This window comes from Oceanobacillus sp. Castelsardo (assembly GCF_001659985.1).
Lineage (GTDB): Bacteria > Bacillota > Bacilli > Bacillales > Amphibacillaceae > Oceanobacillus.
In genome coordinates this window covers 101,912-124,706 of record NZ_LYCS01000009.1, presented here as the reverse complement: position 1 = coordinate 124,706, position 22,795 = coordinate 101,912, and the positions used below count along the sequence as shown (strand labels likewise).

The following is a 22,795-nucleotide window of genomic DNA, read 5'->3' as shown; positions in this document are numbered from 1 at the left end:
AAGTGCAACTAAGGTATTCGCCTAAAGGCTTGGCGAATACCAGGTTGTACTAAGTAAAATAGAAAAGATAGAAGCTTTATTTATGAGTAAAAAAAAGTTATGAATGGAGGAGAAATATGGGACTCCGGTTTATTATAGGAAGGTCAGGAACAGGGAAAAGTGGAAGGGTCATGGATGAAATAAAAGAAAAGCAATTAGAAAATCCATTAGGAAAGCCACTTCTATACATTGTTCCAGATCAGATGACTTTTCAACAAGAATACACTTTATTTCATGATAAAGAATTAACAGGAAGTATTAGAGCGCAAGTAGTAAGTTTTTCAAGGCTTGCTTGGCGCATTTTGCAAGAAACGGGAGGAGCAACCAAACAATTTATCAGTTCCGTTGGTATTCAAATGATGCTCCGAAAAATTATTGAAGAAAAGCAAGGCGAATGGTTTACTTTTCATAAAGCGATGGAAAAACAAGGATTTTTAAACCAATTGGAACAGATGATTACTGAATTTAAAAGATATCAAATAACCCCCGAAGTTTTAAAAGCACAGATTGAACACATGAATCAATTTGTACATAAGGAACCTGGGGAAGTAGCATTAACGAATAAATTAGAAGATTTATTATATGTTTATGAAAAGTTAGTGTTTGCATTAAAAGGTCACTATGTAGATAGTGAAGATCAACTGCAGATTTTGTCAGAAAAGATAAAAGAATCGACATTGTTACGAGGTGCAGAAATCTATATAGATGGTTTCCATAGTTTTACCCCAAAAGAGTTAACCGTTGTGGAACAATTAATGAGAAATTGTAGCTCAGTCACTGTTACATTAACATTAGATAATCCCGAAAATATCAAAAATGAAATGGATTTGTTTTACCAAACGACAGAAACATATCATATATTAAATCAAATCGCTGCAGAGAACCATATCCCAATTGATGAAGTAGTTCGAATGGATCCGGAAAAAGGGAAATTTAAAGATCGTCCTTATTTTGCCCATTTGGAAAATTACTTTGATACGAGGCCTGTTCCCAATTTTGAAGGCAATGCCAATATACAGATTGCAGAAGCGGTTCATCCACGGGCGGAAGTAGAAGGGGCGGCACAGGAAGTTCTTCGTTTAGTAAGAGAAGAAAATTATCGTTTTCAGGATATTGCGATATTCATAAGGCAATCGAATGTGTATCACGATTTAATTCATACGGTATTTGCTGATCATGGAATCCCTGTGTTTATTGACGAAAAACGTACGATGTTAAATCATTCTTTAATTGAATTTATACGTTCAGTATTAGATATTGTCGAGGGGAACTGGAGATATGATGCTATTTTCCGTGTTTTAAAAACGGGGTTTATTCCAAAGACGGATGGAGAGTATCCGCTAACCAATGATGCAATAGATGAACTAGAAAATTATGTACTAGAGTATGGTGTCCGTTCTAGAAATCGTTGGTTTAGTGAAAAGGAATGGAAGTTTCAACGATTCCGAGGGTTTGATCAAGCTGCACAAACAAACCACGAGAAAGAAACACAAACTAAAATTAACCATTATCGTGCCCAAGTTGTTCAAGCCCTGAAACAATTTGATGAGGATATTCGTGAAGCGAAGACGGTAATGGAATATTGTGAAATTATATATTTATTAATAGAAAGACTAGGGGTACCATCGCGTTTGGAAAAAATGCGTACCTATTACGATGATGAAGGTCTACTCGAAAAAGGCAGGGAGCAGGAACAAGTATGGAATGCAGTAGTTCAACTATTCGATGAAATGGTGGAAATGGCTGGAAAAGAAGAAATGACATTATCCATCTTTCGTTCAGCACTTGATGCTGGCTTCGAGACATTAACATTCTCTCATGTTCCACCAAGTATCGACCATGTCATTGTTGGTTCCATCGACCACTCACGTATTAGTGGAATTAAATGTTCATTCTTATTAGGGGTAAATGATGGTGTATGGCCAATGAAGCCGCCTGCGGATGGAATGATAAGTGAAGAGGAAAGAGAAGTGTTAGCCACGCAAGGGATTCAACTTGCAGACAGTAGTAAACGTCAACTTCTTGATGATTGGTTTTATATGTATTTGGCATTCACAGCTGCGAAAGATCGTCTATGGGTTAGCTATCCCTTAAGTGATGAAGAAGGAAAAGGAAAAATGCCTTCACAATTATTGAAACGGTTAGAAGATTTATTTCCTACATGTAAGGAACGGTTATTGCTCCAGGATCCAGATGATTTATTCGAGGCTGAACGATTTGTAACCTCACCTGTGAAAACAAGGTCAGCTCTTACTGCCCAATTATCACGTCACCAAAAAGGTTATCCAATACAACCAATCTGGTGGGATGTTTTCAATTGGTATGTTGAAAACCAACCGAAAAATGGTACGACCTATAAAGTTTTACAAAGTCTCTATTATCAAAATGAACCGAAAGATTTAGATGAGGAGACAGTGAAACAATTATATCCAAAAGAAATACATGCAAGTGTAAGTAGATTTGAATCTTATTTCAGGTGCTCTTATCAGCATTTTGCGAAATATAGTTTGAAACTAGATGAACGGAAGACGTATAAGTTAGACGCCCCAGATATTGGAATGCTTTTCCATGAGGCGATTAAAATAATTACGGAATGGATTCAAAAAGAAGGCAAAGATTATTCTACTATTGATCGAACAGATGCGAATACGTATGCGAAAAGAGCAGTAGGTAATTTAGCTCCAATATTGCAACATCAAATATTGCATAGCTCCAATAGACATAAATATATTAGCCAAAAGTTGGAGGAAATTATTGCGAGAGCGACTTACATTTTAAGCGAGCAGGCACGCTTAAGTCATTTTTCTCCGGTTGGTTTAGAGTTAGGATTTGGGCTTGGCGAGGACCTTCCACCTTTAACTATGAATCTTCCTAATGGATATCAATTATTACTTAGGGGCCGTATTGATCGTGTGGATAGAGCGACGAATATAGATGACTTATACTTACGAATCATCGATTATAAATCTAGTTCAAGAGGACTTGACTTAATGGAAGTATATTATGGATTAGCATTACAAATGCTCACCTATTTAGATGTCGTTCTTACACATTCAGAACGATGGTTGAAACAAAAAGCAACTCCTGCTGGGGTATTGTATTTCCACGTACACAATCCAATGATTTCAAAAGACGTGAAATTAGATTCAGAGCAAATTGATGAGGAGATTTTCAAGAAGTATAAAATGAAAGGCTTATTACTTTCAAATGAAGAGATTGTAAGAATGATGGATACGGATATTGATTCTGTAAATATGAGTCCTATTGTGCCCGCAGGATTTAAAAAGAACGGAGAATTTAAAAGTAGTTCTAACATTGCCGGAGAAGAAACATTTAATCAGTTACAATCCCATATTCATCATTTGATGGAGCATGCAGGTTTGGATATTACTTCTGGTAAAGTCCACTTAAATCCATATGAAAATAAAAACCAAATTGCGTGCACTTATTGTCCATTTCTTTCTGTTTGTCAATTTGATCCGATTTTAGAAGAAAATAATTACCGTAAATTAAAGAATATGAATGATAAAGAAATTTTAGAGAAAATAAGGATGGAGGATATCGATGGTTAGTTGGACAAAAGAGCAAGAAGAAGCGATTTATACAGATGGAGCCGATATCCTTGTTGCAGCGGCTGCTGGTTCTGGAAAAACAGCCGTTTTAGTGGAACGAATTATTCAAAAACTATTAAAACGAGATCAACCGGTTGATATTGATTCTTTGCTAGTTGTAACGTTTACGAATGCAGCTGCAGCAGAAATGCGGAGTCGAGTAGGGCTGGCTTTAGAAGAAGCGTTGGAACAAAATCCTAGTTCAATTCATTTGAAAAAGCAGTTATCGTTATTACAACGAGCCTCCATTTCTACTTTGCATTCCTTTTGTTTGGAAGTAATACGTAAATACGCTTATTTGATCGATATCGATCCTGCTTTCCGTATCGCGGATGATATGGAAGCAGATTTAATGAAACAAGATGTGATGGATGACTTGTTTGAAGAATGGTATGGAATGGAAGGAGAGGAACAAGAAAAATTCTTTTCTGTTGTTGATCGTTTTTCGAGTGATCGAAGTGATGTGGATTTGGAGAAGGTAATTCTAGATTTACATACATTTGCGATTCAAAATCCTTGGCCATACGAATGGTTAGACAGTCTAGCTAAAAGTTACGCCATACCAGAAAACTTTCAAGAGGAAGATTTAAATTGGTTAAATCTTATGAAAGAAGAAGTGAAAAACCAATTTTACGCAATGGAACAGGAAATGTATTTAGCATTGGAAATGACAAGAGAAAGTGATGGACCTTATCAATATGCGGAAACCATTGACAACGATCTTGCTTTATTAGAGGTAGCCAAACAGCATATAGGGAACTGGGACGATTTACAAAACTACTTTCAAGAACATACATTTAAAGCCTTGTCTAGAAAAAAACAAGATTGCGATGAAATGAAAAAGGAACAAGTAAAAAATTTAAGAGATAGTTATAAAAAGCGTTGGAAGAAGATGGTAGATAAATGGTTTAACCGAAATCTTGCTGGTCATATAGAAGATATGCGAGAACTTTCTCCGGTTATTAAACAGTTAACAACATTAGTGAAACAATTTGATGCTAAATTTACCGAACAAAAAAGAGAAAAAGCGTTGGTTGATTTTTCCGATTTGGAACATTACTGTTTACGGTTATTGTTAGATGAACAGTCAACCTCCGAGAAGCTCATTCCATCAAGTGTAGCTGTTCAATTTCAACAACAATTTAGCGAGGTTTTAGTAGATGAGTACCAAGATACGAACCTCGTGCAAGAAACGATTCTTTCTCTTGTTAGTGAGCAAGGGGGAAAAGGAAACAGGTTCATGGTAGGGGATGTGAAGCAGAGTATCTATCGGTTCCGCCACGCAGAACCATCCCTCTTTATTCAGAAATATAAACAATTTGCTAATGAGGGTTCTGTTGGAATTCGAATTGATCTAGCTAGGAATTTTCGTAGTAGAGAGCAAGTATTAATAGGTGCGAACTATATTTTTCGTCAAATTCTTGATGAAACCTTAGGAGATATTGACTATGATGAAAAAGCCGAACTTATCTACGGAAATAAAATGTATGATGAGTACGATTTCCCTAAGCCTAATCCGGAATTGATTATTATTGATCGTGATGCTGAGGATGAAAAGGATGCTACGGATGAAGGTGAAGAAAGCTTTCAAGATTTAGAAAAGGCGCAAATTGAGGCACGTGCCTATGCCGAAAGAATAAAGTCGTGGCTTGGTCATGAAGATGAAAATAAACCTTTACAAGTTTACGATAAAGGTTTAGGGATTCAACGTGATATTCAATATCGAGATATCGTCATCTTGCTTCGTTCTATGACATGGGCACCAACGATTGTTGATGAATTAAAAAATCAAGGGATTCCAGTTTACGCTGAACTATCTTCAGGATATTTTGAAGCGATTGAAGTGAAAATTATGATTAGTTTACTTAAAACAATCGATAATCCTAGACAAGATATTCCGCTTGCATCTGTTCTGAAGTCACCAATTGTTGGTCTAACAGAAAATGAATTAGCCAAAATACGCCTAGTCGATAAATATAATCCTTATTATGATGCTTTAAAAATATATAGACAGCAAAATTCTGATGAGACAGCTGAAAAAATTTCCGATTTTCTTAAAAAATTAAATCAATTTCGCCTTGCATCAAGACAGGGTGCATTGTCAGAGTTAATTTGGGATATTTACCAAGAAACGGGTTACTATGATTTTGTTGGTGGAATGCCTGGTGGGCGTCAGCGTCAAGCGAATTTACGTGCGTTATATGATCGTGCAAGAGGTTATGAAAGAACCTCATTTCGTGGGTTATTCCGTTTCTTACGTTTTATTGAAAGAATGGAGGAGCGGGGAGATGATCTTGGGTCAGCGCGTGCACTAAGTGAACAAGAAGATGTTGTACGAATTATGACCATCCATAAAAGTAAAGGATTGGAATTTCCTGTTGTTATTCTTGGTGCCATGGACAAACAATTTAATATGCAGGATTTAAACCAGAAGTATTTACTGCATAAAGACTTAGGTTTCGCTAGTAAATTTATTGACCCTATAAAAAGAATTATGTATCCAACGTTGTTCTATCATGCCGTACAAGGAGAACAGAAACGAGAGTTATTAGCGGAAGAAATGCGTGTCCTTTATGTTGCGTTAACGAGGGCAAAAGAAAAGCTTGTTATGATAGGAAATGTTACTTCCTTCAAGAAAAAATTAGAAAAGTGGCAGAGGATGATTGACCATTCTGAGTGGATTTTACCAGCGTTTTTTCGTATGGCAGCTGTTTCCTATTTGGATTGGGTGGGACCGGCTTTAATGCGCCATCAAGATGGTGGTTCCTTACGTTTAGGTGACGTGAAGGATGTCGTTTTAAAAGATATTCAAATTGATCCATCAAAATGGGATATATCGGTTGTTCATGCAAGTAATTATACAAATTTGGACGAAACATCAACCGAATTCGACCAGGTCTTAAAAGAGAAAGTGCTCGGCTGGAAAACAATAGATACTCAAGATGAAGAGTGGAAGGAAATAGTAGCAAATAGGTTGTCTTATACTTATCCATATGAACAAGCTGCATATTCCCGAGCAAAACAGTCGGTAACAGAAATAAAAAGGCAGCGGGAAATCAAAGATGAATACAGCGCGGATCAACTTGTGAAGGAATTTAAGCCACCGATTGTGAAACGACCTAATTTTATGCAAAAACAAAAAGTTATCTCAGCTGCAGAAAAGGGGACTGCGATGCACACCGTTATGCAACATCTTCCCCTTACAAAAGCCCTTAACAAAGAAGAAATAGATGAGCAGTTAGAAGTTTTTGTAGAAAAGGAAATTTTAACAAGACAAGAGGCAGATATTATCGATATTCCTGCAATTGAGAGTTTTTATGAGACGGAATTAGCTGCTATTATGTTGAAACAAGCGACATCGATTCATAGGGAGGTTCCTTTCAGTTTAACCCTTCCTGCAAATGAAGTGTATGCAAACTGGGCGGGTGGAAAGGAGCGAGTACTAATTCAAGGGGTAATTGATTGCCTTATACCTTATGAAGAGGGATGGATTATATTAGACTATAAGACGGATGCCATCCATGAGGATATAACAGATAGATTGAAGAATAAGTTAATCAAAAGATATGAAACCCAAATGAATCTTTATCGCCATGCTATTGAGGAAATATGGAAACAACCAGTGAAGGAAACATACTTGTATTTCTTTTCAAAACAACTCGTTGTTGAAGTACCAGAAAAAATGTAAGAATAATAACACTCTACAGAGATTATTGACCTGTAGAGTGTTTTTTTAAAATTAACCTTAATAAATCGTGATGGTCACGTCCAGCTTCAGTGCCTAGCGAGACTTCCTTCACCTTCGTACGACGGGCACATCAGCTTTTGTTCACGCATTGGCAGTCTGATTTTGATCAGCTATATCGGGGTCGTTTGTTCCAGTATTACTAATTCCTGAATTGGTATTAATAAAATCCCCCGTATTAAATCCACCGGAACCAGCATTTGTTTTAGAGGAACTTTTTGGTGCTAAATAAAACGAATCACCAAAATTAATGACACCTCCATCAACACTATTTATTCTTATTGGGCCAACAATTGATGGCATGTTAACACCTACTTTTGGTTATCAATTTTCTAAATAGCATATGACAACAACACATTTATAGTTAAATATTAATCTTCTATAATAACATGACGGAAATGTTTTATTCTAGATTCTGCGGCAATTTTATCTAAGTTTCCTAACTGAAAAATAGAAGAAGAGCTAATTGCCATAACGTTTGAATTTTGTACGTAAATATTGGGATTATGAGTAAAAGTTCTCTTTATTATATTTGTTTTAGATTCGGGAAAATGAGCCTTTTGAGAAAAAATAGAATAGTCCTCGAACTTTAACTCCCCTCGAAAAGTCGCGCCTTCTTTTTGCAAAGCAATAACTTTTGAAACTGGATTTCCTAGATGTGTGTCCCCAACATTTAAAAACGAGCCATCCGTGATGGAAACCACATTTACACATTGAACGTTAGCTGTACGTTTAAACAATTAAACCCTCCCCTCATTATGCGACCGGAGATAGTGGAACTAAATTAATAACGGAGTAACTCTCAGGAGGTGTATCAAAAAAAGATGATAAAACAATCGAATCATTATCACCAATTAAAAAGATAGAAGAAGAAGCGATTGCGTCAATTTGAACATTGGCAACATGTAATTCGTAATTATGAACTTCCATTATCATTTGTTATTCTCCTTTATGTTTTTTCATATAAGTAGCTAAGGAATGTTGAATTTCTTCCTTTACCTTCGTTTTTATAAAATTTTCAAACTCTTGGTCATTAGAAGTTGCATTATTTTTTTCGGCTTGCTCCTTATAATAAGAAATTCGATTTGGCAACTGTTTTTGAATATCTTGAAGTAATAAAGATTGATGAGAGCTATCAATGGTCCGTTCATGTGTATTGGCTAAGCTATCAATCATGCTGGGTCCGGATTGTTGCAGCCAATTATTAAGATCTGTACAAAGTTTCTGATTAAAAGATGGCAAACCTTGGGCTGTCGAATTGGTTTGACCAAGAGCGAAATCCTCTATTTGCTCCAAGTTTTCAGGAGAAAGTCCGATATGAAGACTGCCTGATAACGTTTCAATTTTTAATTGATCAAATTTATATTCGACTTTTTCAATATTAACTCTGTCCATTGGATCTTGATTTTGATTTGATTTTAGCTGTCGTACTTGGTCTTCTAAGGTTTTCATCCGACTTTCTAGATTTTGTATATGTTGTTGTAATTCATAAAAGTATTGATTCCAGTCTTGACCATACATTGCATTGCCCTCCAATACATAAGCTCATAACAAGTTGCATGACAAATGCCTAGATTATTTTATGCGATAGTTTCGAAGTTGTGATTAAGCATTTGGAGCTAAGGGAACGAGAGGGGCATAAGGTTCTGTTTCAGCTTCAGCCGGTTCGGCAATATCAGTAAACCCCCCACTGTTTTGCAAATCAGACTGGGCTTGAATACTACCAGTACTACCAATTTGTACAACAGAAGAATTGGTGATGGAACCAATTTTTAAAAAATCAATATGGATTGTTTGTTGAATGGTCATATTCATTATTGTCACCTCATCTAACTACAGGTTGATCTATTTTATCTATGTCATTCACGATTGTACTCGATTTATCTAAGTGGATTCTAATTCCATTTCCTGTATTAAAGGATCCGCCACCAGCATACGTTTTCGCAGTACTTTGTGGCAAGATGGAATATACGTCCCCAATATGAAATACACTTGAATTGGAAACACTGATTACTTTAATCGCTCCAACGATTGCAGGCATATAAACATCCTCCTTCATCACAGTTTATGCTTCATTTTAAAAATGTGCGAATGTCCATGTTCATAAAAAAGGATGCTATAATAGAATTAGAATCTTAAGGATGGAGAAGGGAATGAACTATGAAAAATAATGCGATGCCATTGCAAGAATCGAATCGGTTAGAATGGATTGATGCAGCAAGGGGATTAGCGATATTTGGAATATTTATCGTAAATATTGGATCTTTTAGTGCACCTTATTTTATGTATGGTGGAGCAGAAGAAGCATGGACATCTAATGTAGATCAAGCTACTCTAATTTTTATTGATATCTTCTTTCAAGCTAGTTTTTACACATTATTCTCCCTTTTATTTGGATTTGGGCTACAAATGATGAGGGAACGGATAATGGCAAAGGGAAATAACCCTAATCTTATTTTATTAAGAAGATTATTCATTTTATTTTGTTTTGGTGCCATGCATGCGTTCTTACTTTGGCATGGAGATATTCTATTATCTTATACATTAGTTGGTATACTGTCACTTTTATTCCTTCGTGTTAGGTCAAATGTGAAACTGGCAATTGGAACATTTTTAATGGGTGGGAGTGTTAGTTTTCTTTCTTATTTATTCTATTTAACTAAAGATTTTTTAGATTATGTAGATGTTGTCATGATTGAACAGTCTTATAAAAATTATCAAAGCAATGAAATAGGGTTGATTTGGTTACAGAATTATGAGGATTGGTTGTTCGCGAATAATCCTTTTAATCTTGTTTTTCTATTACTGGTACTGCTTCCTTTATTTTTATTCGGTATGTTTATAGCAGAGAAACGTTTGCTGCATGAACCTAAAAAATATAAATCTCTTTTAATCAAATGCTGGTTCGTTTCCCTTATTCTCTTTATCGGGTTGAAAATGGGAGCGTATCTGTTCGGGAACCCAGTATGGTTTTCTTATATTCAGGATAATGTTGGCGGAATGTTTTCAGCTTTATTTTATATTTTTTCTATTACACTTTTATCAGGAACAGTCTTAGGGAGAAAAATAATAAAACCTTTTACGTATGTCGGAAGAATGGCATTATCCAATTATATATTGCAGTCCTTTATTAGTTTCTTCTTGTTTTATGGAGTAGGGTTTGGTTTATATGGTAAAATTGGACCTTTTACCGGAGTAGTAATGGTTGTTATCATTTATATAGGTCAAATTATTTTCAGTAAGTGGTGGTTTAGCCGTTTCCGGTTTGGACCATTAGAATGGGTATGGAGAAGCCTTACGTATTGGAAGCTGCAACCATTTCTAAGAAAATAAATACCAAAAATGACCATTGTACTAGATTATGGTATGATATCGTTAGAATTAATGGAAATTGAAAGGGAGGATACATACTAGATGACACATATGCATATTACTTCGTGGGTACTAGGTTTTATTCTTTTTATTATTGCACTAGTCTTCCTTAACCAAGGAAAAGAAAAACCTGCGAAAATAGTTCACATGATTTTACGTCTTGATTACTTATTTATTTTATACACTGGTGGAAGCTTACTCGGAATTTACTTCCAAAGTATTCAAATGCCATTGTTTGCGGAAGCCATTACAAAATCAGTAGCTGGTATATGGTTAATTGCTGCAATGGAAATGATTTTAGTGAAAAAATCGAAAGGGAAACCAGTCAAAAGCTTCTGGATTCAATTCGTTATTGCTTTAATCATTGTCTTGATTTTAGGTTTTGTAAGATTACCGATGTAGTTTATCATAAACGGAAAAAACTGTCTAAATGGCAGTTTTTTTTATATCTGTAAGGGCGCTTCGGCTTTTGAGCATTTATGAACCATTTTCAACAATATTGTGAATCAGGTTGACTAATCGTTTGATTGGTTAATAATGAAAGGTGAATACATATTTTTGGGGGACAGTTGGATGAAAAAAGTAATAATGCTATTCCTAATAGCATGTGTTTTCTTCATAAGTAATGAAAACGCTGTGTTATATGCAGAAGAACAACAAATTCAAGAAGAAATTATCTATAACATCTTAATCGACCGATATAATAATGGCGATCATAGCATTGATTATAACGTTGATGTTAACGATCCGTATGCTTATCATGGAGGGGATTTCCAAGGAATTATTACAAGATTAAATGAACTTCAAGAACTTGGAATTACAACACTTTCTCTTTCACCAATTATGGCGAATGCTGAAAAAGGCTATCACGGTTATTGGATTGAAGACTTCTTTCAAGTGGAAGAACAATTTGGATCAATGGAAGACTTTCAATTGCTTGTGGAGGAAGCGCATAAGAGAAATATGAAGGTTGTCATTGAATATGTAACCCAATTTATCGCACCGTCGAATCCCATCGTTCAAGACTCAGAAAAAGCGGATTGGATAGTGGACCAGGAATTATCAGAACCCAAATGGATTAATGATACTGTGAAATTAAATTTGCAAAATGAAGCTGTTCAACAATATTTATTTGATGTTGCTGATTTCTGGATGAATGAAACTGAAATTGATGGCTTTAAAATTCAAGCGGTTGACCAAATGCCAGTTTCTTTTTTACAAGCGTTAACGGAACATATTAAATCTATAAATCCTAACTTTTATTTAATAGGGGATATTCTTGAAGCAGATAAGAATAGTCAAGAAATATTAGTTAGTACTGGGATACAAATGATTGAAAATACCGCCTTAAATCAAACGATACGAGATACTTTCTTAAAAGAGGACAATGAAGTTTCTGATATTTACGAAGTTTGGGAAGGAAGCGGTAACCAACTACCAATACTCTATTTGGATGATATGTATTCGAAGCGGTTTACGCAAGAGTTCTCAGAAAATGGACGAAACTCATTGACAGCTTGGAAACTGGCATTGACATATATGTATACAACGCCAGGGGTTCCAATGATCTTCCAAGGTTCCGAGATTCCGATGTATGGGGAAGATGCGGTTGCGGCTCAAAGTCTTGTTCAATTTAATAGTGGGGATTCTGATTTACAAGAGTTCTTTCATAAAATATCATCCTTACGAACCCAATTTCCAGCATTACAATATGGGGATTTCGAATTAATAGATTCAAGTAATGCCATGAGTGTTTTTCGTAGGTCGTATGAAGGGGATACCTTATATATAGCAATTAACAATAGCAGTACATCTCAAGATATTACCGTGTCAGGTATAGAGCCTGGAATGCAATTGAGGGGGTATTTAGAAGATAATCTAGTACGTGCTAATGATAATGGAGATTATCGTATTGGATTACCTAGAGAATCCGTAGAAGTTTTTCATTTGCAACCAGACAAAGGATTAAACTGGGGATTTATTAGTTTTGTTTGTGGGATATTGCTACTCTTCGTTGTTGGGGTTATATATTTAAGTAGAAAACAAAAACAACGTGAAGCCGAGGAGTAAAAGGATATTTTCCTTTTGCTATATAATAGGGGGTGCAAAAAACGATTGGACTTATTGCATTAACACTAGTATTATGCGTTAGTCTTAGCACCATAATTTTAAGTGAAGTCACTGAATAAAATGAAGCGGCCATCTCAGATGGCCGTTCTCCCCATTTAGTATTCCTAACCAATTAAAAGTTATCTTACCCATTCACAATCGTTCCACCATTCACATGAATCATTTGCCCAGTTACATAGCTGCTATCATCGCTAGCTAAATACACATAAGCAGGTGCAACCTCTTTCGGTTGGCCAGGGCGCTTCATTGGGGTATTAGCTCCAAATGAATCCACTTTCTTTTTATTAAAAGAAGCAGGAATGAGTGGTGTCCAAATCGGACCTGGAGCAACAGCATTGACTCGAATACCTTGGTCAGCCAAAGCTCCGGACAATGATCTAGTAAATGAAGTAATTGCCCCTTTTGTTGCTGAATAATCAATCAAATCTACGTTTCCCTTATAAGCAGTAATCGAAGAAGTATTAATAATCGAACTTCCTTTTTTTAGATGAGGAAGGACAGCTTTCGTTAAGTAAAACATACTGAATATATTCGTTCGGAATGTTTTTTCTAACTGTTCACTTGTTATGTCTAAAAAACTTGGTTGAGGATGTTGTTCTGCAGCATTATTTACTAATATATTAATTTGATGAAAAGTATCAAATATCTTTTTTATTGCTTCCGAACAAAAAGCTTCATTACCTATATCTCCACTTATTAATAAACATTTTCTACCTTCCTGTTCCACGAGTTCTTTTGTCTTATTAGCATCGTCATGTTCATTCAGGTAAATAATCGCAACATCTGCTCCTTCTTTAGCAAAATGTACGCTCACCGCTCGACCAATGCCACTATCTCCACCAGTAATTATAGCTATTTTGTTCTTTAACTTATTACTACCTTCATAATCATGGCGGATAAATTCTGGATTTGGAATCATCTCTGATTCGATTCCAGGTTGTTTTCCTTGAACTTGTTTAGGTGGAGTAATCTTCCCGTTATGATGCTCCATACCCATTCACATCTCCTCCTTCATCATTAATGTACCCTTAGAGGAAGAATCCAATCATGATGAAAAAGGTAAAAGAAAAAAATCCTTTTTAAAAAGGACTTTTTCTTTTAAATATTAATAAATTACCGCAATGTCACTACCATTTTTGTAATCAAATGCTGATACGGCACCTTGCTCATGCAAGTATGCAAAGATATGCCGATAGTCTTTCACATCAATTTCCCCCATAATGTATTTCTGCTGATAAAAATCAAGTAAGTCGTTAACTGAATCTGGCATGTAATTTCGAGCTGACAAATATCTGTCTACTAAGTCGAAAATATGCATTTAGATTCCCCCTTGTTAAAGTGTAAGACTTTATATCTATATTTAATTGAATATATGTTAAAAAAATAGATATCATGCTTTTTATCTGAAAGTTTTCATGTGGTAAGGTGCACTATTAATCTGGTTTAGGTTTATTAGAAAAGAATAGTGCTATCGTTCCGGGACCTGCGTGTGCTCCTATAACGGAACCAACCATTTCAATTACAATTTGCTTTTCGTTAACACCAAATTTATCTTGAATCATGATGGAAAGTTGCTCGGCCCTTTCACGATCATCACCATGGCTTATCCCAATTGTTTGATTGGTGAAATCTGCTCCTCGCTCTTCCATTAATTCTAGCATTCGACTTAAAACCTTTTTGGATCCTCGAATTTTTTCGAGTGGAACCAACTTTCCATCTTCTACGTGTAGTATAGGTTTTACTTTTAATAAAGTTCCAACAAAAGCTTGCGCCTTACTAATACGTCCTCCACGTTTTAAGTATTCTAAATCATCCACGGTAAAAACATGTTCCATATGTTCAGATTGATATTTCACTGCATCTATCACTTCATCTAATGAAGCTCCTTGTTTAGCAAGTTTTGCAGCATGTAATACAACTAAACCTTGCCCAAGGGATGCGCATTTTGTATCAATAACATGTATTGGTGCATTAGGATACTCTTCCTTTACTTCCTGTTCCATCATTTTCGCTGTTTGATATGTTCCTGAAAGTTGGGAAGAGAAAGCTATGTATACTAATGGCTTATTTTCTTTTGCGTGGGTAATGAATATATCTTTAAATGTTTGTGGAGAGATCTGGGAGGTTTTTGGTGCTTTTCCTTGTCTCATGGCATCATAAATAGTTTTTGCTTGAATCGTTACACCGTCTTCAAAATCCTGTTCATCTAGATGCACTTTTAACGGTGCAATTTGTATGTCTAACTTTGAATACTGCTCTTCCGATAAATCGCAACTAGAGTCAGTAAGTATTTGAATTTCCATATAATCACTCCTAAAAAGAAATCTTTCTTTAAGTTTATAGCGATAACGAAATTTAGTCAAAATAAAAATGCAAATCGATTTTAAGGATTTTTAGAATAGTTTACCTTACTTCACAAAGGTGGTTAAATTTTGGAAAAGAGTTTACAATCTATCTATGCGGCGTTACTAAATCTCCCGCCTTCAAAAGCGGGAGATAAGTGCCGCCAAGCTTCGAAATAAGGGCGACTAAGTTTCAGGTGGAGTTAAAACTCTACCTGAAGCAAGTCTTCTTTATGATAGCTATAGTTATTTAAAAAGGTATGAGGAGGGAGAGAGAAAAAATGAAACAAATTATGTTATTGATATTAACCGTTGTTCTTCTAGTTGGTTGTAGCAACACTGACAGGTCGAACTCAGAAATCAGTACAACGAGTACAATAGATATTCGCAATGTGGATGTCCAGGTTGAAGAACTTACAGCCAATTTAGTAGCTGATGTAAAAACAACGCGTGAAGAAATATACTATCGAATAGAGATGGGTGAGGAAGTTTTGCAAGATGAAAAACCTATCCAACTTAATGGGGAAGAATGGAAGCCTTTTGAGATTGAATCCACGTTACCTGTAAAAGTAATGGAAGCAGAAGATGCCCCAATTTTTGTTATTTATGGAAAAAACGAAAAAGGTGAAACGACTAATCCTAACTACATACCAATAGAAATAAAATAGAGACCAAGAATAACTTTTGGTCTCTATTTTCTAGCGAAACGATTTCCTATTTGCGCTTTGCTTATGTATTAATAACCATACTTTTCCATTACCTCTACGACACGGGGTGTTAAGTCTTCCCATTCCGTATCAAATTGTTTATTAATTGTAATAAAGTTTTGATATCCAAAGACGTTATCAACGCCTTCCACTTTCATTAAATCGTTTAAAATATCGTGTTCACTTGTATTTCCTGGCATAACAGAAATACTGTTTGTACCTTCGAAAATAATTTTATCTGTTGTGAATTTCATAGCGTTTGGATTTGGTGTGCCTTCAACATGAATTGCCATATTTGTCATTCCTCCTCGAATACATACTTGTCTTTATATTACCAAATTATTTTTCATGATGAAAGTAACATCCCCTTCCCGTTATTTAAGGAAGGGGATGTTTATAAGCTTTTTGTTTTAAAGATGAGCAGAGGCTATTTTAACTGGTTCGATTGCTTCAACTGCTGCTCAAGTTGCTGTAGATGTTCCTTCTCTTGCGGAGATGCATCATCATATGCAGATTGAATCGCATTTTGTGCAGCCTGTTTATCAGCTTCACTAGCATTTCCATTAAAAAGGTTATTTACTGCATCTTTTGCTTGTTGAAATAAGTTGTTTTGCAATTAAAACCCTCCTATTTAAGCTCCTAGAGATTCTCTTGTCCATTCTCCTGTCTTTCGCGTTCAGCTAATGTAGAACGATAGGGGAAACGTTCGGCATGTCTTTTAACGGAATCAGAACCTTGCTGTACAAATCGACGTGATTTACTTCCTTTTCCCATACCTGAATTCCTCCTTAGAAATTAGAATGGATTCATCAGGAGTTCAACGGAAGCTTAACTCCTGAATGATGCTCAAGAAGTAAAACAAAAAGTGAACGTTTGTTGGACACGTTCAATTATAGTATGGATGGCCTGAACAAAATTAAGCGTGGTAATAATCGGGAATTAGCCCGAGTCTGTTCAGTCTAATTTTAAATACTTTTCAAGAAAGGTACCAATACCATTTTGTTCGTTCGTATTTGTTACATGATTAGCGACTTGTTTTAGTTCGTTAATAGCGTTCCCCATTGCAACACCAACGCCAACATAATCAATCATTTCTAAATCATTATCTTCGTCCCCAAAGGCAATGATATTTTCTTTTGAAATATTGTAGTATTTAGCAATTTTATGGAGGCCGACTGCTTTATTCATACCCTTTTTTATAATCTCTATAACATGATATGGAGCTCCCCAATTACGATGTTCGATGAATTCAGCGTGAAAATCCGTTAAATGGCTACGCAGTTGTTGAACATCTTTTTCGTTTGGAAAAATAAGAAGGGAAGTTGGATCTTCCGTTAATTTGTTTTTTAGATTGCCAATCGTAAACGGAGGATCGTTTTTGACTTCTTGAAAGAGTTCAATAACTTCTTCATCAAATTGCTCAAGGTACACATCATCCATTACCTCAGCTAAAATATTCCGCACATTTAAGTCATAGCTTGCTTCAATAATCTTTTTAGCTGTTCTTAATGACATTGGATTATGTAGTACATCCCACTTTTTTTCAGTTGGATGATGAATGAGTGCACCATTAAAATTTACCATAGGTGTATTTAGGCCAAGTTCGTGGTAATAATCTATACTTGACCGATGTGGTCTCCCAGTAGCAATAACAACTATGTGGCCTTCGTTCATAGCTTTAAATAACGTTTGTTTCGTACGATGATTTATTTCTTTCTTATCTGTTAACAACGTTCCATCTAAATCTAGCGCAATTAAGTATTTCTTTGACATTCCATTCACCCCATTTGCATTTAGAAAACTTGGCATTCGCCTAAAGGCTTTAGCAAATGCCTTAGTTGCACTTATGCAGTAGGAAAGTTTTATACTTTCCTTTCTGCCAAGTTTATAGTGGAAAAGGCATAATGTAAAGGTGCAATATGTTTACTAAATTTGCAAGAAGGAGTTCAACAGGCTTAAAATATAGTTATTAAGATATCAAGGAGAGACGTATCGTAATGATTGGTGTATTTAAAGAAGAAATAAAAAAGATACCTAGTTTAATCGTAGTTGAAGCTTCAAAAGAAAAAGAAAAATTGCCGACAGTAATTTATATTCACGGATTTACAAGTGCGAAAGAACATAATCTGGATTTAGCTTATTTACTTGCTGAGAAAGGTTTCCGGGTTATTTTACCAGATAGTTTACATCATGGTGAAAGGGAATTTGATATAGAACCGGTAAAGAGAACGTTAGCTTTTTGGGAAATTGTAGTCCAAAATTTAAAAGATATTGAAACCATATATCAAGAATTAGAAGACAGACAAATCTTATTAGATGGAAGAATAGGTTTAGCTGGTACGAGCATGGGAGGGATAACAACATCTGCAGCGTTAACACAATTTCCATGGATTAAAGCAGCTGCCGTTTTAATGGGATCGCCTAAGCTTTCGATATTTGCAAGGGAATTAATTAAAAGTTATGAGGATCAGATAAAGATACCTAATTTTGATGAGATGATTGCTCAATTATATAATCAATTGAAGGATATTGATTTATCATTAAGAATGGATACATTGAAAGATCGACCGTTATTATTTTGGCATGGTGAAAAAGATTCGGTAGTACCATTTAATCATTCTTTTTCCTTTTATAATGAAGTGAAAGAACAGTACAACAATCAAGAACATATTCGTTATATAAAAGAAAAAAATCGTGATCATAAAGTTAGTCGTATGGCAAAGCTGGAAACTGTTAAATGGTTTGAAAAATACGTATAATGGGGTTAATTGATATACATCATTTAAAAAGTATAAAAAATATGTTTAAATATAGGAAAGGTATAAGAGGGAGGTAGTAATTGATGGATCAAGCACTTAAAGAAAATATTATGGGTGCATTAGAAAACGTTATTGACCCTGAGTTAGGTATAGATATTGTAAACCTAGGACTAGTTTATGACGTTGAGATGGACGAAGAAGGACTATGTTCGGTCATCATGACTTTAACATCAATGGGATGCCCGCTTGCTGGGCATATTGAACGTGATGTTAAATTTGTATTATCGGATATTCCTGAAATAAAAGAAATAAAAGTTGAGATTGTTTGGGAACCAGCTTGGAATAAGCATATGATGTCTCGTTATGCAAAAATTGCACTAGGTATTCCGGATTAAGAACAAAAGCGCAAGCGCCCGTTTAGCGACGTACGGACTGGACTGTGCCGTAGGAGATAAAGGAAACACGACGACCGTAGGGAGTCGATGTTGACTTATCGTACGGAGGTGAAGGAAGTCTCGCTAGTCGCTGGGCGCTGGAGCTGGATGCGGCCTTTCTTAAGAATAGATTTAATAAGGTTATCATCAATAATTTTAAAGAAAGCGCAAGCTCTAAAAAGGAGCTTGCGCTTTTGTTCTTGGTTATTTACAAAAAGAAAATAACTAACAATCCTACTATGACACAATAATAGGAGAAGTATTTTAAGTTTCCTTTGGCCATGATCCCCATAAACCATTTAAGCGCAAAATAGGTTGCGATAAAGGTTGTAATGAATGCAATGATATGTGGAATAAGCATAGTTTGGAATTCGGGACTTTGAATTAAATCTGGTATTTCGAGTAAGCCTGTCCCAAGACTAACTGGAATATATAATAGAAATGAAAACCGTAAAGCAGTATCTTGCTTCATACCTACTAACATAGATCCAACGATAGTTGCTCCTGAACGACTAATACCAGGAGTAACGGCTACTGTTTGTGCTAGGCCGACGATAATCGCATCTTTTGTTGATAAATCACCATCGTTTTTTCTACCACGAAGATTACGAATAATCCACAAGGCAACAGCAGTAATTAATAAAGTATAACCGACTACTTTTGTGCTACTTAAAGCTTCCCCAATTGCATCTCCAAATAATACTCCAACGACTCCGACTGGAATAGTAGCGATAACTAAGTAAACGATAAAGCGAAAATCATCCTTAGCAGCATCTTCTTTTTTAAAAACAAATAAGTATCCATTTTTTATTAAGCGAATAATATCTTCCCGATAAATGACTAAGACTGCAAGCAAGGATGCAAAGTTAACAAAGATTTCGAATGAAAGTCCTTCAGCTTCAATGCCGAATAACTCACGGAAAATAATTAAATGGCCACTAGATGAAATGGGAATAGGTTCTGTTATTCCTTGAACTAAACCTAAAATAAAGTACTCAATCAACGTCCATAACTTTTCAAAAAAATCCAATTCATTCTCTCCTAACTTGTAATAAAATTCACCTCCAAAAATAATTCACCAACTAATAGGCTACTGAATAGTCTAGATGGTGAGGAGGTTGAAGGGATGAAACATAAACATATGTATGATTTATGTAAACAGCATATGCACTCATATGTACTAGCCGAAACAAATGATAATCAGAAATTTGATGGAATTTTAACAGGCCTTGATGAGGAATACGCTTATTTTGCTATTCCAATTGAACAAGGGAATATGGGGCAAATGATGGATTACCCACATCAGCCTGGCATGATAGGGAATATGCGAAATTATCCATCTCATCCAGGAATGATGAATGAACATACCCATGATCCCTACCAAAATGATTCACTTGGATACATGCATGGCGAACAAGAAGAAATGAGACAATTTGGTTATTATGGATACGGATATCCTGGCTATGGATATTACCCTAGAAGAAGATTTTCAAGACTTGTATTACCATTAGCTGCGTTAGTTGCCCTTACCGCATTACCGTGGTACTAAAACAAAGTAAACCCTTGCCATTTGGCGGCAAGGGTTTATCATCTAACCAATCTTTTAATTATCCTCTTTTAATAATCCGTCACCTAAAATAAAGGCTGCTACAGAGAATAATGCAGCTAAAATCAATGAATGAGAAAGTACAAATGGTTCTCCACCCATACTTGTCAATACATAAGAAATAGCAAAACTGATTAAAACTGCCCAAAAAATCGAAGCTATGTATCGCATTATTACACCCCACAATGAACTATTTATTTCTAGTTTTTTTAACAATTATAAATATAGTTTAACAAAAGAGAGCATAAAGGAAAAGCCTTATTTCTATAAAAAGAAAAGTAGAAATTTGAGGAGGTATAAAATGTCTATTTTAATTGTGAATTGTAATCATTGGATTGGTTTTCATATTATAAATACGTTACTTGAACATGATTTCAAAGTAGATGGAATTATTAATCCAAGTTTACAAGATGATTTATTGATGTTTTTTGGGAGAAATAGTGATTTTCAAATGGTTAATAATAATAAAAGAGAGTATTCGACGTGTGTTATTATAGGTGATAACCCAAATGTTGAAGAATTTAAGGCTAAAAATAAATGGCTTTTACCAATGAATGGGATTCAGAAATTAGAGGGAACAGATTTAACTACTATTCATACTCCAATTTTATTCGGGGAGTGGATGCCGATGAATGAAAATGGTATCTACCATAATAATAAGTTTATACCATTTGATTCTGAGGAGTTTAAGAATGATTCTCTTTCCATTCATTCCTTTACCCCAGTATTGCTACAGTTGATTCAGACTTCAGGCCAAAAGAATGAGCTTTTTGTTCATGCTAGACAAGAAAGGGAGAAGAATACCGAGAAGAATGGGATATACATTAGGGAAAGTGAATCAAAATGGAAATACGTAGCCGATTTGAAAAAGCATTATAAACGGCATGGAAAATTTTACTAATAATTCATGATATCTATGTTTACTCAATGGTGATTAGGCTATAAAATAGTAATAAGATAAGGTGAGTGATTTTTAGATTGGAGTGCCAATATTTTGAGATCGTCTAAAAGTATCTTGTTTATCTGCCTAACGTTCCTATTTTTATCTGGATGTAGCTATTTTGAATCAGGACAAATTCAAAATGTTGGTATGCTTCTAGATAGTACAATTGATGGCAACGCGTGGAATGAAAGCGGATATGAAGGTTTACTTCGTATCGGTGAGAAATTTGATACGGATGTATATTATAAAGAAAATATGGATACGGAAGAAGAAATAAGAAAAGCAGTTGATGAACTAGTTTATGATGGTGTTAATCTTATTTTTGGTCACGGTAGTTTGTACGGGAACTATTTTTCTGAGCTATCGCGTTATTATCCTGATGTTCACTTTGTTTATTTTAATGGTGGAATATACGGAGAGAATATTACAAGCCTTAACTTTAACTCTCACGCAATGGGATTTTTCGGAGGAATGGTTGCAGGAAAAATGACGAAGACAAATGAAGTCGGAGTAATAGCAGCTTTCTTGTGGCAACCAGAAATTGAGGGTTTTTATGAAGGGGTAAAATACCAAAACCCAAACGCAGAGGTTGAAATAGATTATATTAAAGGTTGGGATGATACAGAGGTTGCTATTTCCATGTATGAGGAAATGAAGCATGAAAATGTAGATGTTTTTTATCCAGTTGGAAATGCATATAGTGAAAAAATTATTAAGCAAGTAGAAAAAGATGGGTTATACGCTATTGGTTATGTGGAAGATCAATTAGAATTTGCTCCCAATGCGGTATTAACGAGTACCATTCAACAAGTGGACATGCTATATGAAATTACCGCAGAGAAATTTAATAAGGGGAAATTAGAAGGGGATATTCTAACGTTTGATTTTCAAGACGAAGTAATTTCTTTAGGAGAATTTAATAAGGATATTCCTAAGGATTTTATAGAAACGATAGATAAAACTGTTGAAGAGTATATGGAAAGTAATTTACTTCCCAATGAACACTAAAAAAATGACTTTTTCTTGCCAATTGCATCCTTATATATTAAAATTAGTACCAAGTCATAATAATTGATTGTATGAATTGATATATATTGCTGAACGATA

The 22,795-nt window shown here is 35.2% G+C and carries 26 protein-coding genes; 11 read left to right on the top strand and 15 right to left on the bottom strand.

What is annotated here, in order from left to right; translation table 11 throughout:
* The first annotated feature begins 116 nt into the window (after positions 1-116).
* Both addB and addA read left to right on the top strand, forming a co-directional pair.
* Complete coding sequence (addB, locus tag A9178_RS14745; RefSeq protein WP_068676624.1) at positions 117-3,611, top strand: helicase-exonuclease AddAB subunit AddB; 3,495 nt, start codon at positions 117-119, stop codon at positions 3,609-3,611.
* Entirely contained in the window at positions 3,604-7,338 is a 3,735-nt protein-coding gene (gene addA / locus A9178_RS14740) for a helicase-exonuclease AddAB subunit AddA (protein WP_068676622.1), read from the top strand. Before addB ends, addA begins: the two co-directional genes overlap by 8 nt.
* Before the next feature lie 141 nt (positions 7,339-7,479).
* Here addA and A9178_RS14735 read toward each other — a convergent pair whose 3' ends face one another.
* The 6 genes from A9178_RS14735 to A9178_RS14710 form a co-directional block, all read right to left on the bottom strand.
* Complete coding sequence (locus A9178_RS14735; RefSeq protein ID WP_068676620.1) at positions 7,480-7,698, bottom strand: spore germination protein; 219 nt, start codon at positions 7,696-7,698, stop codon at positions 7,480-7,482.
* Positions 7,699-7,766: 68 nt separating this feature from the next.
* On the bottom strand, positions 7,767-8,135 hold the full coding sequence (locus A9178_RS14730; RefSeq protein ID WP_068676618.1) for a spore germination protein GerPE: 369 nt from the start codon (positions 8,133-8,135) through the stop codon (positions 7,767-7,769).
* A gap of 16 nt (positions 8,136-8,151) precedes the next feature.
* A complete protein-coding gene (locus tag A9178_RS14725; protein WP_068676615.1) occupies positions 8,152-8,331 on the bottom strand; it encodes a spore gernimation protein GerPD in 180 nt (59 codons plus the stop codon).
* A 3-nt stretch (positions 8,332-8,334) separates the two neighbouring features.
* Positions 8,335-8,916: a spore germination protein GerPC gene (gene gerPC / locus A9178_RS14720; RefSeq protein ID WP_068676613.1), complete on the bottom strand. Its 582-nt coding sequence runs from the start codon at positions 8,914-8,916 to the stop codon at positions 8,335-8,337.
* Positions 8,917-9,000: 84 nt separating this feature from the next.
* Positions 9,001-9,210 (bottom strand): spore germination protein GerPB, encoded by a 210-nt coding sequence (locus tag A9178_RS14715; protein WP_068676611.1) that lies wholly within the window; start codon positions 9,208-9,210, stop codon positions 9,001-9,003.
* 10 nt (positions 9,211-9,220) lie between these two features.
* Positions 9,221-9,436: a spore germination protein gene (locus A9178_RS14710; protein WP_068676610.1), complete on the bottom strand. Its 216-nt coding sequence runs from the start codon at positions 9,434-9,436 to the stop codon at positions 9,221-9,223.
* A 119-nt stretch (positions 9,437-9,555) separates the two neighbouring features.
* Between A9178_RS14710 and A9178_RS14705 the strand changes: the two genes are divergently transcribed.
* The 3 genes from A9178_RS14705 (at position 9,556) to A9178_RS14695 (ending at position 12,837) form a co-directional block, all read left to right on the top strand.
* A complete protein-coding gene (locus A9178_RS14705) occupies positions 9,556-10,728 on the top strand; it encodes a DUF418 domain-containing protein (RefSeq protein ID WP_068676608.1) in 1,173 nt (390 codons plus the stop codon).
* Positions 10,729-10,809: 81 nt separating this feature from the next.
* Positions 10,810-11,169, top strand: coding sequence for a YisL family protein (locus A9178_RS14700; RefSeq protein WP_068676606.1), 360 nt, complete (start codon positions 10,810-10,812; stop codon positions 11,167-11,169).
* Positions 11,170-11,340: 171 nt separating this feature from the next.
* The gene (locus A9178_RS14695; protein WP_068676604.1) at positions 11,341-12,837 is read left to right on the top strand and encodes an alpha-amylase family glycosyl hydrolase; all 1,497 of its coding nucleotides are present in this window, start codon (positions 11,341-11,343) and stop codon (positions 12,835-12,837) included.
* A 184-nt stretch (positions 12,838-13,021) separates the two neighbouring features.
* On the opposite strand, the gene A9178_RS14690 is transcribed toward A9178_RS14695, so the two are convergent.
* The 3 genes from A9178_RS14690 to A9178_RS14680 form a co-directional block, all read right to left on the bottom strand.
* Positions 13,022-13,894, bottom strand: a complete 873-nt coding sequence (locus A9178_RS14690) for an SDR family oxidoreductase (protein ID WP_068676602.1) — start codon at positions 13,892-13,894, stop codon at positions 13,022-13,024.
* A gap of 108 nt (positions 13,895-14,002) precedes the next feature.
* The gene (gene yppF / locus A9178_RS14685) at positions 14,003-14,215 is read right to left on the bottom strand and encodes a YppF family protein (RefSeq protein ID WP_068676599.1); all 213 of its coding nucleotides are present in this window, start codon (positions 14,213-14,215) and stop codon (positions 14,003-14,005) included.
* 115 nt (positions 14,216-14,330) lie between these two features.
* The gene (locus tag A9178_RS14680; RefSeq protein WP_068676597.1) at positions 14,331-15,200 is read right to left on the bottom strand and encodes a DegV family protein; all 870 of its coding nucleotides are present in this window, start codon (positions 15,198-15,200) and stop codon (positions 14,331-14,333) included.
* Positions 15,201-15,520: 320 nt separating this feature from the next.
* Here A9178_RS14680 and A9178_RS14675 point away from each other — a divergent pair, with 320 nt between their 5' ends.
* Positions 15,521-15,907 (top strand): hypothetical protein, encoded by a 387-nt coding sequence (locus tag A9178_RS14675; protein ID WP_068676595.1) that lies wholly within the window; start codon positions 15,521-15,523, stop codon positions 15,905-15,907.
* A gap of 68 nt (positions 15,908-15,975) precedes the next feature.
* On the opposite strand, the gene A9178_RS14670 is transcribed toward A9178_RS14675, so the two are convergent.
* From A9178_RS14670 to A9178_RS14660, 4 genes are all read right to left on the bottom strand, one after another.
* A complete protein-coding gene (locus A9178_RS14670) occupies positions 15,976-16,239 on the bottom strand; it encodes a NifU N-terminal domain-containing protein (RefSeq protein ID WP_068676593.1) in 264 nt (87 codons plus the stop codon).
* Positions 16,240-16,373: 134 nt separating this feature from the next.
* Positions 16,374-16,562 carry a DUF3813 family protein gene (locus A9178_RS14665; RefSeq protein ID WP_068676591.1) on the bottom strand — a complete coding sequence of 63 codons (189 nt, stop codon included), beginning with the start codon at positions 16,560-16,562 and terminating at the stop codon, positions 16,374-16,376.
* A 23-nt stretch (positions 16,563-16,585) separates the two neighbouring features.
* Positions 16,586-16,720, bottom strand: coding sequence for a hypothetical protein (locus A9178_RS19510; RefSeq protein ID WP_255376724.1), 135 nt, complete (start codon positions 16,718-16,720; stop codon positions 16,586-16,588).
* 180 nt (positions 16,721-16,900) lie between these two features.
* Entirely contained in the window at positions 16,901-17,719 is an 819-nt protein-coding gene (locus A9178_RS14660) for a Cof-type HAD-IIB family hydrolase (protein ID WP_068676589.1), read from the bottom strand.
* A 224-nt stretch (positions 17,720-17,943) separates the two neighbouring features.
* Here A9178_RS14660 and A9178_RS14655 point away from each other — a divergent pair, with 224 nt between their 5' ends.
* Both A9178_RS14655 and A9178_RS14650 read left to right on the top strand, forming a co-directional pair.
* Positions 17,944-18,705: an alpha/beta fold hydrolase gene (locus A9178_RS14655; RefSeq protein WP_068676587.1), complete on the top strand. Its 762-nt coding sequence runs from the start codon at positions 17,944-17,946 to the stop codon at positions 18,703-18,705.
* 83 nt (positions 18,706-18,788) lie between these two features.
* A complete protein-coding gene (locus tag A9178_RS14650; protein ID WP_068676585.1) occupies positions 18,789-19,100 on the top strand; it encodes a metal-sulfur cluster assembly factor in 312 nt (103 codons plus the stop codon).
* Positions 19,101-19,347: 247 nt separating this feature from the next.
* Here A9178_RS14650 and A9178_RS14645 read toward each other — a convergent pair whose 3' ends face one another.
* A complete protein-coding gene (locus A9178_RS14645; protein ID WP_068676583.1) occupies positions 19,348-20,169 on the bottom strand; it encodes an undecaprenyl-diphosphate phosphatase in 822 nt (273 codons plus the stop codon).
* A gap of 96 nt (positions 20,170-20,265) precedes the next feature.
* Here A9178_RS14645 and A9178_RS14640 point away from each other — a divergent pair, with 96 nt between their 5' ends.
* Positions 20,266-20,688, top strand: a complete 423-nt coding sequence (locus A9178_RS14640; protein ID WP_068676581.1) for a hypothetical protein — start codon at positions 20,266-20,268, stop codon at positions 20,686-20,688.
* 54 nt (positions 20,689-20,742) lie between these two features.
* Here the strand turns inward: A9178_RS14640 and A9178_RS14635 are convergent, their stop codons facing one another.
* The gene (locus A9178_RS14635; protein ID WP_068676579.1) at positions 20,743-20,916 is read right to left on the bottom strand and encodes a DUF2929 family protein; all 174 of its coding nucleotides are present in this window, start codon (positions 20,914-20,916) and stop codon (positions 20,743-20,745) included.
* A gap of 130 nt (positions 20,917-21,046) precedes the next feature.
* On the opposite strand from A9178_RS14635, the gene A9178_RS14630 reads away from it, so the two are divergent.
* Both A9178_RS14630 and A9178_RS14625 read left to right on the top strand, forming a co-directional pair.
* Positions 21,047-21,646, top strand: coding sequence for a hypothetical protein (locus A9178_RS14630; RefSeq protein WP_068676577.1), 600 nt, complete (start codon positions 21,047-21,049; stop codon positions 21,644-21,646).
* A 93-nt stretch (positions 21,647-21,739) separates the two neighbouring features.
* Entirely contained in the window at positions 21,740-22,696 is a 957-nt protein-coding gene (locus A9178_RS14625) for a BMP family ABC transporter substrate-binding protein (protein WP_068676575.1), read from the top strand.
* Positions 22,697-22,795: the final 99 nt, after the last annotated feature.

Coding starts and splice junctions, on each gene's coding strand:
- A9178_RS14670 (WP_068676593.1), bottom strand. CDS start 16,239: ATGGCAATTCATGTTGAAGGCACACCAAATCCAAACGCTATGAAATTC.
- gerPC (WP_068676613.1), bottom strand. CDS start 8,916: ATGTATGGTCAAGACTGGAATCAATACTTTTATGAATTACAACAACAT.
- A9178_RS14655 (WP_068676587.1), top strand. CDS start 17,944: ATGATTGGTGTATTTAAAGAAGAAATAAAAAAGATACCTAGTTTAATC.
- A9178_RS19510 (WP_255376724.1), bottom strand. CDS start 16,720: ATGGGAAAAGGAAGTAAATCACGTCGATTTGTACAGCAAGGTTCTGAT.
- A9178_RS14680 (WP_068676597.1), bottom strand. CDS start 15,200: ATGGAAATTCAAATACTTACTGACTCTAGTTGCGATTTATCGGAAGAG.
- A9178_RS14630 (WP_068676577.1), top strand. CDS start 21,047: ATGTCTATTTTAATTGTGAATTGTAATCATTGGATTGGTTTTCATATT.
- A9178_RS14675 (WP_068676595.1), top strand. CDS start 15,521: ATGAAACAAATTATGTTATTGATATTAACCGTTGTTCTTCTAGTTGGT.
- addB (WP_068676624.1), top strand. CDS start 117: ATGGGACTCCGGTTTATTATAGGAAGGTCAGGAACAGGGAAAAGTGGA.
- A9178_RS14705 (WP_068676608.1), top strand. CDS start 9,556: ATGAAAAATAATGCGATGCCATTGCAAGAATCGAATCGGTTAGAATGG.
- A9178_RS14725 (WP_068676615.1), bottom strand. CDS start 8,331: ATGATAATGGAAGTTCATAATTACGAATTACATGTTGCCAATGTTCAA.
- A9178_RS14735 (WP_068676620.1), bottom strand. CDS start 7,698: ATGCCATCAATTGTTGGCCCAATAAGAATAAATAGTGTTGATGGAGGT.
- A9178_RS14695 (WP_068676604.1), top strand. CDS start 11,341: ATGAAAAAAGTAATAATGCTATTCCTAATAGCATGTGTTTTCTTCATA.
- A9178_RS14710 (WP_068676610.1), bottom strand. CDS start 9,436: ATGCCTGCAATCGTTGGAGCGATTAAAGTAATCAGTGTTTCCAATTCA.
- A9178_RS14660 (WP_068676589.1), bottom strand. CDS start 17,719: ATGTCAAAGAAATACTTAATTGCGCTAGATTTAGATGGAACGTTGTTA.
- A9178_RS14650 (WP_068676585.1), top strand. CDS start 18,789: ATGGATCAAGCACTTAAAGAAAATATTATGGGTGCATTAGAAAACGTT.
- A9178_RS14635 (WP_068676579.1), bottom strand. CDS start 20,916: ATGCGATACATAGCTTCGATTTTTTGGGCAGTTTTAATCAGTTTTGCT.
- A9178_RS14640 (WP_068676581.1), top strand. CDS start 20,266: ATGAAACATAAACATATGTATGATTTATGTAAACAGCATATGCACTCA.
- yppF (WP_068676599.1), bottom strand. CDS start 14,215: ATGCATATTTTCGACTTAGTAGACAGATATTTGTCAGCTCGAAATTAC.
- A9178_RS14700 (WP_068676606.1), top strand. CDS start 10,810: ATGACACATATGCATATTACTTCGTGGGTACTAGGTTTTATTCTTTTT.
- A9178_RS14715 (WP_068676611.1), bottom strand. CDS start 9,210: ATGAATATGACCATTCAACAAACAATCCATATTGATTTTTTAAAAATT.
- A9178_RS14690 (WP_068676602.1), bottom strand. CDS start 13,894: ATGGGTATGGAGCATCATAACGGGAAGATTACTCCACCTAAACAAGTT.
- addA (WP_068676622.1), top strand. CDS start 3,604: ATGGTTAGTTGGACAAAAGAGCAAGAAGAAGCGATTTATACAGATGGA.